The sequence below is a fragment of the Stenotrophomonas sp. FR024 genome (assembly GCF_047500745.2).
GTDB lineage: Bacteria > Pseudomonadota > Gammaproteobacteria > Xanthomonadales > Xanthomonadaceae > Stenotrophomonas > Stenotrophomonas maltophilia_A.
The window spans coordinates 185,218-201,026 of record NZ_JAXAXM020000005.1 but is presented as its reverse complement, the minus strand read 5'-3'; the positions used below and the strand labels follow the sequence as shown (position 1 = coordinate 201,026).

Genomic DNA, 15,809 nt, shown 5'->3' with positions numbered 1-15,809 from the left:
TTCTTCGGGTTCGTCCTTGCGGGAGGGGGCGGGCCAGCCGCAGCTCCCTCTGCAGGGGTTTCAATCCAACCGCTCGATCAGTACGTCGCCGGTCCACGCGCGCACCTGCGTCGGGTCCAGTCGTCGCGCGTCGCCGCTCTCCAGCCGGCTCATCGAGAACGCCGTCGCCAATCGGGCGCAACCCGTCAGATCCAGGGAGGGCTCCAGCAAGGCGGCGGCGATGCCGGCGACCATGGCATCGCCAGCACCGACCGTGCTGCCGCGTGCCAGTCGCGGCGGTCGCGCGATCAGGGCGCCGCTGCGATCAATGAATAACGCGCCGTCGGCGCCCATCGAGATCGCCACAAGCGCAACTCCGCGTTCAACCAAGGCGTGGCCTGCGGCCCGCAGGGCGCTGCGATCCGGCAGCGGCGTACCGGTCCAGGCCTCCAGTTCGTGGCGGTTGGGCTTGATCGCGTAGGGCAGTGCGCCCTGTGCGCCGCTCAACGCCGCGGCCAGCGCGTCGCCACTGGTATCCAGCAGTACGCGCGCACCGGCGGCGCTCGCCTGCGCCTGCAGTCTCGCCCATGCATCGGCTGGCAGCCCGGACGGCAGGCTGCCGGACAGCACCACCGGCAGGTCCGGCTGGAGCAGGGCGTCGAGTCGGCGCGATACCGCGTCCAGATCGGCATCACGCAGTGACAGGCCGGGCAGGTTGATGTCGGTGGTCTCGCCGTTGGCCTCTTCGACCAGCTTGATGTTGGTGCGGGTGCGGCCCGCAATGCGCAGGCAAGCGTCTGCGATGCCGCGCTCGGCGAACAGTGCGCTGAACACGCCGTCGTTGCCATCGCCGAGCACGCCCAGCGCGGTGGTCGGCACACCCCAATCGGCCAGGCAGGCGGCCACGTTGATGCCCTTGCCGCCGGCGTCGTCGCGGGTGCTGCGGGCACGATGCACATGGCCCGGTTGCAGGTGCGCCAGCCGCACGGTCTGGTCGATCGCCGGGTTCAAGGTAACGGTGACGGCGCGGGCGCTCATGCGCGCACTCCATCGAGCGCACGTACCTGCTCGGCGGTTTCGCAGTCGAGTGCACTATTGGCCAATGCCTGCAGATCGGTCATCGCGTTGCCACGCAGGCGTGCCTTCACGGCCGGGATGTCGTTCGGGGTCATCGACAGTTCGTCCACGCCCAGGCCGGCCAGTAGCATTGCGCCGAAGGGATCGCCGGCCAGGCCGCCGCAGACGCCAACCCAGCGCCCATGCAGGCGTGCACCTTCCACCGTGGCGCGGATCGCGCGCAGCACGGCCGGATGAAGGCTGTCGGCCTCGGCGGCGAGTTCCGGGTTCTGGCGGTCGATCGCCAGCACGTACTGGGTCAGGTCGTTGGTGCCGATCGAGAAGAAGTCGGCATGGCGGGCCAGCACATCGCTCTGGGCCGCAGCGGCGGGGACTTCAATCATGATCCCGATCGGCACTTCGGGTGCCTCGAGCGCGGCGCGCAACCGTTCGCAGATGGCGCGCAGTGCGATCAGCTCCGGCACCGAGGTGATCATCGGGAACATGATGGACAGGCGTGCGCCGTCCTTCGCCGCGCGATACAGCGCACGCAGCTGCGGTTCCAGCAGGTCGGGGCGGCGCAGCAGCAGGCGCGCACCACGCACGCCGAGGAACGGATTTTCCTCCCGCGGCAACTCCAGGTGCGCGACCTGCTTGTCGCCACCGATATCAAGCGCACGCACGATCAGCGGGCGGCCGTCGAGTGCCTTGGCCATTGCCACATACGTGGCGTACTGCTCATCCTCGCTGGGCGTGCTCCCGCGCTCGAGGAACAGGAACTCGGTGCGCATCAGGCCGACGCCTTCCGCGCCTTGCTCCAGTGCCAGTGGCACCTGCTCGGGCAGGTTGACGTTGGCGCCGATGTCGATGCGGTGGCCGTCAGGGGTCTGTGCCGGCTGCGCGCGTTGCGCCGCTTCACGCTCGCGGATCTGCTGCTGTTCGGCGATCCACGCACGGGCCGAGGCGAGATCGGCCTCGGAAGGAGACAGATAGAGGCGCCCGCTGCTGCCATCGATGATCGCCTCGCTCCCCGCGCTGATCGTCAGCAGCTCCGCGCCCGCGGCGACCAGCGCCGGCAGGCCCAGCGTGCGCGAGAGGATCGCGGTGTGCGAGGTCGGCCCGCCCAGCGCGGTGGCGAGGCCAAGCACGCGACCGGTATCGAGGTTGGCCGTGTCGGACGGCGACAGATCAGCAGCGAGCAGGATGCAAGGATGTGCAGGCAGGTCGGCAAGGCCGCCACCCGCCGCGGACGGATCAAGCTGTGCCAGTACGCGCCGGCCCACGTCACGCAGGTCGGCGGCGCGCGCGGCCAACACCGGGTTGCCCAGGGCAGCCAGCCCGGAGGCGATCTGCTCGATGGCCTGGTGCCAGGACCATGCAACTCCATGGCCTTCGACCATCAGCTGGCAGGTACGGGTAATCAGATCGGTGTCGACGAGCAGCGCGGCCTGCGCCTTGAAGATTGCCGCATCCGAGGCGCCGAGCCGGCGCTGGGTGTCGTCCTGCAGTGCGGCCAGCTGCTGGCGGGTGCGGCTGAGCGCCTCCTGCAGGCGTGCGCCGCCTTCGCCGAGCGGGGTGGGGCGGTCAGCAACGTCGGCATGCGTGCTGGCCAGCACATGCACCGGGCCGATCGCCAGGCCTGGGCTGGCGCCGATGCCGACGATCGCCGCCTGTGCGTCGGGCGGATTCCAGCCCGCAACCGGCGCGGCCTTGCGCTGCGCCGCGCGCTCGGCATCGGCCCTTTCCTGTGCCACCAGCCCGTCCATGACCTTGCGCAGTGCGGCCAACAGGGCAGGGGCATCGGCGCCCTCGGCAGACACGCTGACCGCGTCGCCATGGCGCAACCCGAGCTGCAGCAGCGCCACCAGGCTCTTGGCATCGGCAGCCTGATCGCCCGCTCGGACCTGTGCGCGGGCCGCGAAGCCGCGCGCTGTTTCAGCCCAGCGCGTGGCCGGGCGTGCGTGCAGCCCGTTGGGATAGGCGATGGTCCAGTCGAAACGCTCGGCCAGGTCAGTCACCGGCACAGTGGGGGCCGTGGTCGCAACATCGCCGGTCAGCGCGCTGATGATCTCGCTCGCATCTGCCGTGGTGAACAGGCGTTGCAGCGTTGCGTCATCCTGGATCAGGCGGGTCAGCCGGCGCAGCAGGGTGATGTGGGTATCGGACTGGGCGGCAATGCCGACCACCAGGCGGGTGACCTGGCCCGGATTCCACTCCACGCCTTGCGGGAACTGCAGCACGGCAATGCCATCGCGGCGCACTAGGTGACGATCCTCGCCCAGCCCGTGCGGAATGGCCACGCCATGGCCGAGGAAGGTGTTCGCCAACGCCTCGCGACGCCCCATGCTGGCCTCGTAACCCGGCGCAACGCAGCCGGCAGCGACCAGCATCTGCGCCACCTGGGCGATGGCGTCGGCCTTGTCGAGTGCCCGCGCATCCAGGCGGATCAATTCCCGGCTGACGGGGGCTGGGGAGGTCAAGGGCTGCAAGGTGGGCTCCGGGAAGGGGGTGCTGTGGCGTATTGGGAACGTTCCCAGTCTTCATTTCAATGTGCACTGCACAAAAAGCCAATAGTCCTTTGGCGTTAGCATTGCCCTGAATGGCCATCCGGCCTCGAACAGCGACAGTTTCCGGGAACGGTTCCAATGAGCATCAGCATCAACGACGTCGCGCGCGTGGCGGGGGTCTCCAAGTCCACGGTGTCGCGCGTGCTCGGCGGCGGCCCGGTCAGCGAGGCCGTGCGTGGCCGGGTGGAGGCGGCGATCCGCCAGACCGGCTATCACCCCAACCTGCAGGCACGGCGCCTGCGTGCCCGGCACACCGGCATCATCGGGCTGATCGTGGCGGACATCCGCAACCCGTTCTTCACGGCGCTGATCCGAGCGGTGGAGGAGATGGCTTATCGTGAAGGCCTGCGCGTCACCCTCTGCAACACCGACGAGGACCCCGAGCGCGAAGCGCTGTATCTGCAGTTGATGCACGAGGAGCGCATCAGCGGACTGATCTTCGCGCCCACCCGGACCACGGTGGGGCGGCTGGAGCGGCTCGCACTGGACTATCCGACGGTGCTGGTGGACCGCGCCGCACCCGGCGGGTCGATCGACAGCGTGGTGCTCGACAATCCGGCCGCGATGGCGGGCCTGGTCGAGCATCTGGTCGCGCGTGGCTATCGCCGCATCGGCGGCCTGTTCGGCAGCACCAGCACCACCGCAGCCGAACGTCGCGACGGCTATCTCGCTGCGATGCGTACACATGGGCTTCAGCCGGATTACCGCGAGGTTGAACCTACGGCTGAAGCGGCCATTGCAACGGTCGAACAGTGGCTGGCTGGCCCATCGCGGCCGGAGGCGCTGGTCGCCAGCAACAGCCTGCTGCTCATGGGAGCGTTGAAGGCCGCCCGCAGTGCAGGCCTGGCAATTCCGGACGCGCTGGCGCTGGCGGGTTTTGACAACGAACGCTGGACCGAGCTGGTCGAACCGGGCATCACCGTGATCGAACAGCCGGTCGAAGAGATGGGGCGCGCTGCGATGTCGCTGTTGCTTGAGCGCCTGCATGCGCCGGAGCTGCCGGTACGCCGGCTGGTGATGACGGGCCGGTGCGTGGTGAGGGGATCAACTGCATGGAATCCAGAAGGACGACAACCAAGGTCCAAGGCATGAGAGGACATCAAGGCCGACAGGCGGGTCGTCGCATGATTCGGCTGCTTATGCTTGGAGCCTGCTTCCTGACCGGATCCTTGCTTGCGGATACATCACCACCGAAGCGCACCTGCTTGTGAGCGGCGCGGAGCTGATCACGCTACTGCAGGGAAAAGGGGCTGACGGATTCTGTGCCAGCGAACAGTGCCGGAGTCTGTCCATCGCCCGTGCCAATGCCTACATCCAGGGTGCTGCCGATACCAGTCGTAGCCAGTGGTGCGGCCAAGGCCAGATCCTTCCACATGAACTGGCCGATCGTGTCACCTCCCATCTTCAGCAATTGCCCCAGGAGCGCTTGCGACAGAATGCTTCTTCGCTGGTTGTGGAAGGCCTGCGAACAGCGTTTCCTTGCGAACGCCGGGCATTGCACGGTGGCATCGGACAGTCCAGGGGAAATTGACCCAGCCTCGTTGAAGTGATTTGCCAGGCTTGTTCCCCCCGCAACCGGGGGTTGGCAGCAAGCGCCGCCGTCGAGAAAATCCGCGTTTTGACTGCAGATTGCTTCGGCTCGGGAACAATCCCAGCGCTCCACATTCCAGACCAAGCAGTCCATAACCGGCCTTCCACGTCGAAGTAGCATCGACGCTTGGAGCATTGAGCACTTCCGCTGAATGCGTTCGGTCTACGGAAGCTATTGGATGAACATGAAGCGGACGACGGCGGGCGGCCCCGCTCCCATGCGTGGTGATCGGCGGGATACCGAGATCCGGAACTACGTGATGAACCTCGGCCCCCAACATCCTGCGGCACATGGGGTACTGCGCCTTGTGCTTGAGATGGATGGCGAGACCGTTGTGCGCGCGGATCCGCATGTGGGCCTGCTGCACCGGGGTACCGAGAAGCTGGCGGAGTCCAAGCCATTCAACCAGTCCATCGGCTACATGGATCGGCTGGACTACGTATCCATGATGTGCAACGAACACGCCTACGTACGTGCGATTGAAACCCTTCTGGGAATCGAGGCGCCCATCAGGGCACAGTACATCCGCACGATGTTCGATGAGATCACCCGTATCCTCAATCACCTCATGAACATCGGAACGGGCGCGCTGGACCTGGGCGCCATGGCCGTGATGCTCTATGCATTCCGGGAACGCGAAGAGCTGATGGACTGCTACGAGGCGGTATCCGGCGCTCGAATGCATGCCACGTATTACCGGCCCGGCGGTGTGTACCGTGATCTGCCTGACCAGATGCCGAAGTACAAGGAGTCACGCTGGAAGAAGGGGAAGGAGCTGCGGCGGCTGAACGCCGCGAGAGAAGGGTCGCTGCTCGATTTCATCGAGAATTTCACCCGCGAATTCCCAAACCGCATTGATGAGTACGAAGCCCTCCTCACCGACAACAGAATCTGGAAGCAGCGCACGGTGGGCATTGGCGTTGTGACCCCGCAGCAGGCCATGGACTGGGGCATGACCGGGGTGATGCTGAGAGGCTCGGGCGTGGCGTGGGACCTGAGGAAGAAGCGCCCCTACGCGAAGTACGATGCCGTTGACTTCGACATTCCAGTCGGCAGCGCCGGTGACTGCTATGACCGCTACCTGTGCCGGGTCGCGGAGATGCGGCAGTCCAACCGCATCATCCGGCAATGTGTCGACTGGCTTCGCGCCAACCCCGGCCCGGTGATGGTCCAGAACTTCAAGGTGGCGCCGCCGTCCAGGCAGGAGATGAAGTCCGACATGGAAGCGCTGATCCATCACTTCAAGCTCTTCAGCGAAGGCTACCAGGTGCCGGCAGGTGAGACCTACGCAGCGGTCGAGGCGCCCAAGGGCGAGTTCGGTTGCTACCTGATCTCCGATGGCGCCAACAAGCCGTTCCGGGTGCACCTGCGTGCTCCCGGCTTCGCTCATCTCTCTTCTCTGGATGAAATCGTCAGGGGCCACATGCTGGCGGATGTCGTCGCCATGATTGGCACCTACGACATTGTGTTCGGCGAAGTGGATCGATGAGGAACCGGCTCAGCCCACGCATGGGCTGAGCCACGCTCCGGCGGCCGCGAAGGGAACAGCCATGTGCAGCCTGAGCAGGTCTTCCACGGTGCGTGCCCCGCCCATCTCCAGGTCGAGGATGCCGGGCTCCAGGATTGATCCCAGCAGAACACCGACCGCGATCGCATGAAGGCTGCGCGCCGCAGTGGCTGTATCAACGCCCTCACGGAGCTGGCCCAGTGCTCCTGCACGCTGGTATACAAGCTCCAGCATGCGGATCTCCGGCATCGCGCACGCCGCGAGCACGTCGCCTATGCCGCCCAGCTCATGTGATGCACCAGAGCGCAGCAGAAGCTCAACCGTTCGGCGAACGCGTGGGGTGCGGCGCGTGTGATCAAAGACCCTGACCAGGTCCGCAAACAGAAGCTTGAACGGGTCACTGCACTGCCGGATGGCGGCTTCCCGCAGTCCTTCGGGTGCATCTGGCCGCCCTCGCGCGGAAAGTTCACCCAGCAGGTTCTGACGGGACCCGAAGTGCCAGTAGATCGCGCCGCGCGAATGGCCGCACTCGGTGGCGATCAGCTCCAGCGTGGCGCCCGCGGGCCCATGGCGCAGCAGGCACACCAGTGCGGCATCGAGGATCCTCTCGCGCGTGGCCTGTGCGTCCTCCCTGGTTCTTCTAGCCATGGCACGGTTGCATCCCTGCTGTTCGATGAGCGCGCGGTCGCGCGTCCTGATCGTCCTTAGACAAGGCGATGGGACGGACCATGGCCACAGCGCTGCACCGGGATCTGCGGCGTTTGAATGTCGATCTTCGGCTCATTGGCGGGGGCAGGGCAGGACAGTGAGCCAAGCCACAGACCATCGGCGGCGAGACGCGCAGACTTCAGCGCGGGATCGTCCGCCTCGGACGGCTCGGTGGCCAGCTTCTTCTTCATCCACTCGATCCACTGCGACGCGGGTGCTTGGGTCAGGTCCAGGCGGATGATCAGGGCCGAGAGCATTGCAACGTCGTGCCGCCTGCAGCCCTCGACCACCGATTCCACGTAGGCGTTGGTGAATGCGCCGGAGCGGAGCCCGTTGGCACGCATTCTCCGTTCCACATCCTGATTGAAGTTCTGCAGCCAGCACGAGAAAGTGGCGTCGATGAGATCCTGCTTGCAGTAGAAGTGATGGAACATCGCGCCACGGCTGACGCCCGAGCATTCGAGAATCTCACTGACGGTCACCGAAGACCGACCATTGCGGACGATAAGCGCTGCCGTTTCGCGGATGAGTATGCCGGGCACACGCACGGACGAACTGTGGGTAGCGTTCAAGAGAGTTTTCCTCATGTAGCGGGCGACGAACGATCCGCCAGGCCGGTACGGCCTGGCGGGTTGCCGTTCGAGCCAGTCAGTGATGCGCCGCAGATGCTTCGCTTTCGGCGCTCTTCCGGGAAGCGATGGGCCTGCCGATTTCAATCTCAGGGTCCCCCTTCTCGGGCTGCCATGCCCCCAGCGCCAGCTGCACCTGCACGTGGGCCATCAGCAGCCCGGCCTGTGCCGCCGCAAGCTCTCTGCGCGCCTTTTCGTGCAGCGCCTGCTGCTGCAGGCCGGCATCCTTCGGCTCGATTCCGGCGTCCACGCGGGAAGAGGCATAGGCCGAAGATCTGCTGCTGAGTGCCTCGGCATTTACCGCCTGCTGCATCCTGACCTGGGAACTCGTCCACGCATGCAGGGAGTCCTCACTCTCCTTCAGCGCCGTCAGCACGGTCTGCTCGAAGGCATGCCAGTTCTGATCACTGCCGGCGCGAGCGGCTTCCTCCCTGGCCTTCTTCCGGCCAAAGCTCAGCCACTCCCACTGAAGCTCCGGGCCGGCCGAGAAGCGCTTTGCACTGGAATCGCCCAGCGAACCGAACGGTGCAAGGATGCCGCCGAAAACATTCAGCGTGAGGCGCGGAAGGTGCGCGCGCTCGGCGAGTACGACGTTGCCAAGGCTTGCTCGCAGTAGTGCATCGGCCTTGGCGACGTCTGGCCGCCGCGCCAGGAGGTCGGTCGGCTGCGCAAGCGATGCAAGATCCGGTGGGGCCGGCAGTGGAGCCGGGGCCAGCAACGCCTCCCAGGCGTCATCCTGCGCGGTCGGCGAGCGGCCTGCAAGAACCGCCAATGCGGCCCTGTCCGCCTGCAGCCGGGTAGCGGTTGCCGCCTCCTGCGCCACCAGCTCGGCGTGTTCGGATTCGACCGCAAGTGCCTCCCTGCGATCGACCAGCCCGGCCGCATACCGGGCCTTCACACGCACAACGCGCGCCTTGCTCAGCTCAACCTCCCGCTCAAGAGAGGACAGGTTGATCTGGTCCATCCTGAGCAGGAAGTAGTTCTTCGCAACCTCGGCCTGGAGCACTGCGGCAGCTGATCTCGCGTCAGCCGCCGCCGCATCGGCCTTGCGATCGGCCATGGCTGCGGCGGTGCCAATGCGCCCAAACAGATCCAGCTCCCAGGAGAACATCTGTCCGGCGGATAGCAGTCTTTGGGAAGGGGGGCGGGGAAGATCCTGGCGATAGGGATCCGCTTCGATCTGGGCGGACTGCATGGCTTCGGCCTTGACCTGCAGCGCACCGCTCGGCAGATAGTCCTTGCGCGCTGCGCCTGCCAGTGCGCGCGCTTCCACCACGGCGGCAAGGGCAGACTTCAGGTCATGATTCCCGCGCATGGCCAGGCTGACCAGCGCATCCAGGTTGGGGTCGGAGAAGTCCTTCCACCATTGCCTGTTGGGCGTCCCGGGGAGGACATCCGCATCCAGCGCCGCCGGCGTGGGGGCCTGGCCCACATGATGCCGGGCTGCGGCGTCAGGGATCTCGGTCCTGGGGGCCACAGAGGCGCAGCCAGAAGACAGGGCTACAAGCACAGCAATCGACAGGCAGGCAACTCGATTTCCAATAGACATGATCATGCCTCCTCGGCCGAGTGAATGCGGTAGAGCGCGGCATACAGCGCTGGAATGAGACCCAGCGTGATCAGCGTTCCAAGGGCAAGGCCGCCGATCATCACGATCGACATGCTGGTCCACATGGAACCGCCAAACAGCAGCAGCGGTACAAGGCCGAGAATGCAGACCATCTTGGTCATGACGATGGGGCGCAGGCGCTTTGCTGCAGCCTCTTCAATGGCCTGGAGAGGAGGCAAGCCATCGCGCTGGCCTTCGTCGATCGCATCGATGAGCAGAATCGCGTTGTTGACGATGATGCCGGCAAGTGCGAGCAGCCCCAGTGTTCCGATGAAGGTCAGGCTGGTGCCACTCAGCTTGAGTGCCAAGGTCGCGCCGATGACCACGAACGGAATGCTCGCCAGGACGATCAGGCTCTTGCGGATGCTCTCGAACTGCCATACGAACAACAGGAACATGGCAGCAAGGCAGAGCGGGAGCAGCTTCTCGATGCCTTCGTTGGCACTCTTGCTCTCTTCGATCTCGCCACCGAGTTCAACCCGCACGCCCTGCTTGCGGAATTCGGAAAGAAGTGGCTCGACCTTGTCCGCGATCCCCTGGGCCGTCAGCTCGGAGCTCTTTGCAAGCACGGTGACCGCGCGCGTCTGGTTCACTCGCTGGATTGAAGACAGCTGCGGCGCCAACCGAAGCTTGGCCACCTGGCCCAGGGGCACGCTTCCGCTGCCATCCGCCTTCTGGATCGGGAGTGCCTCAAGCTGGCCGATATCCGTGCGCAGTGCCGCCTCTCCGCGGAGGATGACCGGGAGAACGGTGTCGCCCTCACGATAACGGGAGATCGTTGCGCCGGTCAGCAGCATGTCCATGCTCTTGGCGATGTCCGCGCTGCTGATGCCTGCGGCCTGGGCCTTGGGCTGATCGACGTCCACATCAAGCTGGACAACCTGGCGTTCGGCATCGCTGGATACATCCACCATTCCCGGCGTGTCCTGCAGCGTGCGCAGCAGCTTCTCGGCGGCAATCCGATGTGCGCCGTCGCTGCTGGAGATGCGGAACGTCGCAACGCCGGCATCCGAAGATCCCATCGAGAACCGCTTGGGCTCCACCCGCACGTCCGGGAAGTGTGTTGCCATCACAGAACGCAGCCGCTCAATGGCCGCTTCATGCTTGACGCCCTTCGCAAGGGACAGCACGGCATACGCGCGGTGTCCTGCGGGAGTAGGGGGATTGAGTGCCAGAATGAAGCGTGGGCCACCATCGCCCATGTACAGGGCGTGGCTGGAGATCTCCGGAACGAGCTTCTCGTCGGCCAGTACCTTGCTGATCTGGTGAGCAACCGCCATCGTATTGGCCGGACTGGAATCCGGGGACAGCTCGATGGCCATCTGCAGCTGATGGCGCTCGGACGGCGGCATCAGCTCGTTGGGGACGGTGGTGAACAACCAGCCGGAGGTTGCCAGCAGTGCAACCATTACGCCGATGTAGATGGCCTTGTGCCCCAGGATCCAGCGGACCTTGCCGCGGTACCAGCCCGTCAGCCGCTCGACCGCGCGTGCGGTGCGACTGAGTTCGGCATGGTGATGGGCAAAGTACTTGCACAGCAGCGGAATCAGGGTAACGCCGATGACCAGCGACAACAGCAGCGCGATGGCCATCACGATGCCGAGGCTGCGCAGATACTCGCCGGTTTCCGTGCTGGAGATGGCCAGCGGCATGAACGCGAGGATGATCGCCAGCGAAGAAACCAGAAGCGGCACGAACATCGTGCTGCCTGCGTGAGCGGCAGCCTGGTCCGGCGACTCACCCAGCGAGAGTCGCCGCTCCATGTCCTCGGCAACCACGATCGCGTTGTCAACGAACAGACCCAGGGCAATGATGATTGCACCCACCGAGATCATGTGCAGATCGATGTTGAGGATCTTCATGATTGCCATCGTCCCCAGCACCGTGGTCGGCACGATGGCGCTGACGATCAGGCCGGTCCTCATTCCAAGGAACAGCACGACCACCGCCATGACGATGGCCAGGGTCTCCAGGAAAACCTTGGCAACACGCAGCAGCTGGGTGGAAACAACCTCGGCCTGATCCGTGATCTGGACAAGCTGCATGCCGGCCGGCAGCGTTTCCGAAAGCCGTTCAACGTCGCCGCGCAGCAGATCGGCGAAGCTGACCACGTTGAGTCCTGGCGCCATGGAGACCGCTATCACCACGGCCGGCGTGCCATTGACGAATGCACCCGTCATCGGCGGGTCCTGGGTCACCCGTTCCACTCGCGCAAGGGCACCCAGCGGCACCGAGCCACCCTTCGGCAGCGGTATCGGCGTGCTCTTCAGCTGGGAGGGGTTGTCGGCGTCACCGCTCACGTTGAGCGTAATCTCCGAACCTCCGATCTCGACGTAGCCCGCCGGCGCAATCACATTGCGCCTGGAAACCGCATCGGCAATCACATTGGGGTTGAGCCCACGCGCAGCCAGGGAAGGCACGTCCAGGATGATCTGGACCTGCTCGTCCCTCACGCCGTGCAGCGAGACACGTTCCACCCCGGGCAGCCGGAACAGTTCATCGCGCAGGCGGCGGGCTTCTGCCCGAAGCTCGCCTGCGTTATAGCCATCGCCGGTCAGGCCCATGGTCATCACCGCAACCCGACCGAATTCGTCGTCCACGACCGGGCCAATCGTTCCCTCGGGAAGCTGGCTCTGGATGTCCCCCATGCGTGAGCGCAACCGTTGCCACACGATGGGAATTTTCTCCGATTCCACGGTGGGATAGAGATCAACGTAGGTGAACGCAAAGCCTGGACGGACAGTCGTCCGGATCCGCTTGACCTCCGGCATGCCACGAATGCTCTCCTCGATCGGGCGAGCGACCAGCTGCTCGACCCGGTCCACGCCGGCGCCCGGCATGAAGCTGAGTACCGTCGCCGTGCGAATGGTGATGGGGGGCTCTTCAGTGGACGGGAAGTCCAGCGCCAGAATGAGGCCGGTGAGGACGATCGCTACGATCGCCAGCAGGGTCAGGCGGGGACGCGCCAATGAGAATGAGGAGAGGCTCATTGTTCTGATCCCATCTTCATGTCGACAGGCTTGATCTGCGTGCCCGGGCGGATGGCCTTGGCACCCGCAACCACGACGCGCTGACCGGCGGAAATCTGCCCGCTCACCTCGATCCAGTCACCGTGATACTGACCCAGATCTACCTCCGCCAGCTCGGTCGTCTTGCCATCCTTTGCCAGCCGAAGCACCTGGCCCTTGCCGCCAACGGCAGACGGCAGAACAGCCCGAAATGGCACTTGAAGCCTGGCTGGGCCTGTATCCGTTCCAGTGATCCGGACCGACCAGGTCGAACCCACGGTCGCCGCCTCGGGCACTGCGATGTATGCGGTACGCACGCCGCCTGCATCAACGCGGCCGTCGACACGGAGCACCTTGCTCGCCACGGTGTCCGAGCCGCTGATCAGGTTGACCACCTGCCCAACAGCCAGAGGAGCTGTGCCCGGAATCGCGACAGACAGCTCGCGGCCCGCACCATCGACCTGGATGGCGACAGCGCCCGGGCCCACGGACTGTCCAACTTCAACGTTTCGGGCAGCCACGACTCCGTCAAACGTTGCCTTCAGCGTGGCTTCCCCTTGCGACCAGCCGGCGAGCTCGTGCTGCGCGCGGGCATTGCGGACGGCCGCATTCGCAGCCGCCAGTTCGGCCTTCGCGGCGGTCATCTCCGCCGGGCTGAGCGCATCAGCCTTCTGCGCAACATCCAGTCGCTCGACGCGTCGCTGGACCTCGTCCAGTGCGGCCTGCGCGCGTGCGACGTCGCCGGCAGCGGACGCCTCCTGCGCTGCAAAGGGGACCGGATCCAGTCGAGCAAGCACCTGTCCCTTGCGTACAACGTCACCCGGTTCAACAAGTACCGCGGAGACCTTTCCGGAGACCGGGAAGGACAGCTGTCCTCGCTGCGTGGCACGCACGGTGCCGATGTAAGCGCGCTGATCGCCAGCAGCCTGTCGAACGGAGGCGACATACGCGGTGCGGGCTTCTGCCGTCCCGCTCTCTGGTGTATCGGAACATCCCGTCATCGCGGACAGGGCAATGGCCAGCGCGCTGAGACGAGGCACCAATGACCAGGTCATATGGGTTTTCACGTTCGATTCCTTGTATGGGTGGTCAGTTCCACAGACCAGCGCGGTGTGGTCAGGTCTGCAGGCGGCGTAAATTTAGGGGGACACCTGGACCACGAACAGGACACTTCCGGACATGCCGGGGCTCGTACAGGTCATCTGGGACAGGCGGCGCACTCAAAGCGGCCATCCGGACAACGCAGTCCCACCTGAAGCCAGTCAGTCACATCGACGCTGGATCATCACCCGGACCCATCAGGAGCATTACCGGACACGCGGGGGGCCGTTTAGGCCACGCGCGGTCTCCTGCATTGAAATCAGTCCCCCACGGGATGACTATGGGGACTGCGAAACGCCCCTTCGAAAACGTGATGGCTGCCATCTCCAAGAATCTGCCGACCTCCATGGACTGGCGTGAGCCCGGTGAGGAACTCGCGTTGGACGCGACGTCTCTGAACCCCTCCGACGATCCAGGCTCAACGCACGAATCGCAGATCGCAGAAATCGTGCCGACCGGAGCCAGGGCCATCCTTGGGCTTGTTGAAGAACGGGGTTTCTCGCCGGAAGAGCTGTGCCGCGGGCTTGGTTTCACGTACCGCGATCTCTCGATGAGAGATGTAAGGCTGTCCTACAGGCAGATGCGCAAGCTGTTCATGCGCGCAGAACGATTGCTGGACGAACCTGCATTGGGCCTCGCCCTGGGAGCCCGGCAGACACCCATCTCCTGGGGTGTTCCCGGCCTGGCGATGCTCACCTGCGAGACCTATGGGGAAGCCCTGAACTATGGGCTCAGCCACCAGCAGGCAATCGGCGCCATGCTGATTCACACGATCGAGGAAGCGGGTCGTGAAATCCGGATGGAGGTCCGATTCCGGCGCTTTGATATCCAGCTGGAATCCGTTCTTGTGGAGGATGCATTCGCTGGGTTCGTCGCCGTCAGCAGGTACCTGATTGGCCCCTCCTTTGCACCGCTACGGGTCGACTTTTCCCTACCCAAGCCCTCCGATCCGGACGTCTACCGGCGGTTCTTCCAGTGCCCGGTGCGCTTTGATGCAGGGATCAACCGCCTGACCTTCGACTCACACTGGTTGAGTGTGCGGCTGCCAGGCTTCGACCGGATCAACTCGAAGATCGTACGCGACCAGCTCGACACGCTGCTGCCAATGCGGGGCGTGCGCAATGAAATTGTCGAATCGCTGTCGAGCCACCTGCGGTGCGACATCGAGACGACCACCCGGCAGAGCGAACTCGCAAGCCTGATCAATGTAAGCGAGAGAACGCTCAGGCGCCGGCTCAATCGCCAGGATTCGAGTTATCGGGAACTCCGCGATGAGGCCCGGTATGAGCGGGCCCGCGATCTCCTGCTGAACTCAGAGCTGAGCATCGCCGAAGTTGCAGACGCGGTTGGATACTCCGACGCCCGTGCATTCCGCCGCGCATTCAAGCGTTGGGCGGGTTGCCTGCCAACCGAGTTCCGGGAATCCAGGTAGACAGCATCCACCTTGGTTCCAGCACGACGGGTAGCCATCGGTAGAGACCGGGCCACCCAATGACGTCGGGGCTGCCGCCGGGCCGTGCTGCCGGTGGTGGTTGCGCGTCTGTAGTCCATTGCACCAGTGCGTGTGCAGTCCTCTCCAGCCACCCCTCCTTCACCTGGGTAGAACCATGAAGCGCATACGGCTGTTTGAATCGAAACTCGCGGCGAGATTCCTTGAGGTCGATCGATTGGCGCGGGAAGGCGCTACGTTGAAGAACGTGGCTGAGAACATGCGCACGATCACCATTGCGGTGACGATGCTGATCGTGGTGGGGCTGCTGATGGACGTTCCGGCGTCCGTCATTCGTGTGGCGGCCATCGCATGGGGGTGCTGGGCACTGGTCTATGCGCTGCTTGCCGCAGCACAAGCAGGACTTCTCTTTGTCCTGCTGCTTGGCGAGGTGGCCCTGTTGAAGCACATTCTCATCCGGATTGGATTTCTCAGAGGCGCCATTGCCACAGGATTCGCGGTGCTTGTCGTGATCATCATGGCAGTGTCGTGCGTGCTGTTCGATCCGAAGCACATGTTGCATTGGTGATTGCCGACATCCTGCCGACACCCTGCAATCGTCGGG

General features: G+C 64.8%; 12 protein-coding genes. 5 read left to right on the top strand and 7 right to left on the bottom strand.

The window, feature by feature from the left end; genetic code table 11:
* Positions 1–60 precede the first annotated feature (60 nt).
* Both pfkB and ptsP read right to left on the bottom strand, forming a co-directional pair.
* Positions 61–1,017, bottom strand: coding sequence for a 1-phosphofructokinase (gene pfkB / locus ACMZ91_RS08085; RefSeq protein ID WP_049463437.1), 957 nt, complete (start codon positions 1,015–1,017; stop codon positions 61–63).
* On the bottom strand, positions 1,014–3,524 hold the full coding sequence (gene ptsP / locus ACMZ91_RS08080; protein ID WP_414576540.1) for a phosphoenolpyruvate--protein phosphotransferase: 2,511 nt from the start codon (positions 3,522–3,524) through the stop codon (positions 1,014–1,016). Before ptsP ends, pfkB begins: the two co-directional genes overlap by 4 nt.
* Positions 3,525–3,680: 156 nt before the next feature.
* On the opposite strand from ptsP, the gene ACMZ91_RS08075 reads away from it, so the two are divergent.
* The 3 genes from ACMZ91_RS08075 to ACMZ91_RS08065 all read left to right on the top strand — a co-directional run bounded on the left by ACMZ91_RS08075 (position 3,681) and on the right by ACMZ91_RS08065 (position 6,682).
* Positions 3,681–4,694: a LacI family DNA-binding transcriptional regulator gene (locus tag ACMZ91_RS08075; RefSeq protein ID WP_277778422.1), complete on the top strand. Its 1,014-nt coding sequence runs from the start codon at positions 3,681–3,683 to the stop codon at positions 4,692–4,694.
* A gap of 115 nt (positions 4,695–4,809) precedes the next feature.
* Positions 4,810–5,133 (top strand): Rap1a/Tai family immunity protein, encoded by a 324-nt coding sequence (locus ACMZ91_RS08070; RefSeq protein ID WP_277778423.1) that lies wholly within the window; start codon positions 4,810–4,812, stop codon positions 5,131–5,133.
* Positions 5,134–5,377: 244 nt separating this feature from the next.
* Positions 5,378–6,682, top strand: coding sequence for an NADH-quinone oxidoreductase subunit D (locus tag ACMZ91_RS08065; protein WP_414576614.1), 1,305 nt, complete (start codon positions 5,378–5,380; stop codon positions 6,680–6,682).
* Positions 6,683–6,691: 9 nt separating this feature from the next.
* Here the strand turns inward: ACMZ91_RS08065 and ACMZ91_RS08060 are convergent, their stop codons facing one another.
* From ACMZ91_RS08060 to ACMZ91_RS08040, 5 genes are all read right to left on the bottom strand, one after another.
* On the bottom strand, positions 6,692–7,348 hold the full coding sequence (locus tag ACMZ91_RS08060) for a TetR family transcriptional regulator (protein WP_414576537.1): 657 nt from the start codon (positions 7,346–7,348) through the stop codon (positions 6,692–6,694).
* A gap of 56 nt (positions 7,349–7,404) precedes the next feature.
* Entirely contained in the window at positions 7,405–7,980 is a 576-nt protein-coding gene (locus tag ACMZ91_RS08055; RefSeq protein WP_240792136.1) for a TetR/AcrR family transcriptional regulator, read from the bottom strand.
* 76 nt (positions 7,981–8,056) lie between these two features.
* On the bottom strand, positions 8,057–9,586 hold the full coding sequence (locus ACMZ91_RS08050) for a TolC family protein (protein WP_414576535.1): 1,530 nt from the start codon (positions 9,584–9,586) through the stop codon (positions 8,057–8,059).
* 2 nt (positions 9,587–9,588) lie between these two features.
* Positions 9,589–12,636 (bottom strand): efflux RND transporter permease subunit, encoded by a 3,048-nt coding sequence (locus ACMZ91_RS08045; RefSeq protein WP_414576534.1) that lies wholly within the window; start codon positions 12,634–12,636, stop codon positions 9,589–9,591.
* A complete protein-coding gene (locus tag ACMZ91_RS08040; protein WP_223276796.1) occupies positions 12,633–13,721 on the bottom strand; it encodes an efflux RND transporter periplasmic adaptor subunit in 1,089 nt (362 codons plus the stop codon). The genes ACMZ91_RS08045 and ACMZ91_RS08040 overlap by 4 nt, the downstream gene beginning before the upstream one ends.
* A 347-nt stretch (positions 13,722–14,068) precedes the next feature.
* Between ACMZ91_RS08040 and ACMZ91_RS08035 the strand changes: the two genes are divergently transcribed.
* Positions 14,069–15,187 (top strand): AraC family transcriptional regulator, encoded by a 1,119-nt coding sequence (locus tag ACMZ91_RS08035; protein ID WP_223224614.1) that lies wholly within the window; start codon positions 14,069–14,071, stop codon positions 15,185–15,187.
* A gap of 175 nt (positions 15,188–15,362) precedes the next feature.
* Positions 15,363–15,773, top strand: a complete 411-nt coding sequence (locus ACMZ91_RS08030) for a hypothetical protein (RefSeq protein ID WP_012511082.1) — start codon at positions 15,363–15,365, stop codon at positions 15,771–15,773.
* The last annotated feature ends 36 nt before the right edge of the window (positions 15,774–15,809 follow it).

What these genes read in the sequence shown, in the direction of transcription:
- ACMZ91_RS08065 (WP_414576614.1), top strand. Translation starts at nt 5,378, where the DNA reads ATGAAGCGGACGACGGCGGGCGGCCCCGCTCCCATGCGTGGTGATCGG.
- ACMZ91_RS08060 (WP_414576537.1), bottom strand. Translation starts at nt 7,348, where the DNA reads ATGGCTAGAAGAACCAGGGAGGACGCACAGGCCACGCGCGAGAGGATC.
- ACMZ91_RS08050 (WP_414576535.1), bottom strand. Translation starts at nt 9,586, where the DNA reads ATGTCTATTGGAAATCGAGTTGCCTGCCTGTCGATTGCTGTGCTTGTA.
- pfkB (WP_049463437.1), bottom strand. Translation starts at nt 1,017, where the DNA reads ATGAGCGCCCGCGCCGTCACCGTTACCTTGAACCCGGCGATCGACCAG.
- ACMZ91_RS08035 (WP_223224614.1), top strand. Translation starts at nt 14,069, where the DNA reads ATGGCTGCCATCTCCAAGAATCTGCCGACCTCCATGGACTGGCGTGAG.
- ACMZ91_RS08075 (WP_277778422.1), top strand. Translation starts at nt 3,681, where the DNA reads ATGAGCATCAGCATCAACGACGTCGCGCGCGTGGCGGGGGTCTCCAAG.
- ACMZ91_RS08030 (WP_012511082.1), top strand. Translation starts at nt 15,363, where the DNA reads ATGAAGCGCATACGGCTGTTTGAATCGAAACTCGCGGCGAGATTCCTT.
- ACMZ91_RS08045 (WP_414576534.1), bottom strand. Translation starts at nt 12,636, where the DNA reads ATGAGCCTCTCCTCATTCTCATTGGCGCGTCCCCGCCTGACCCTGCTG.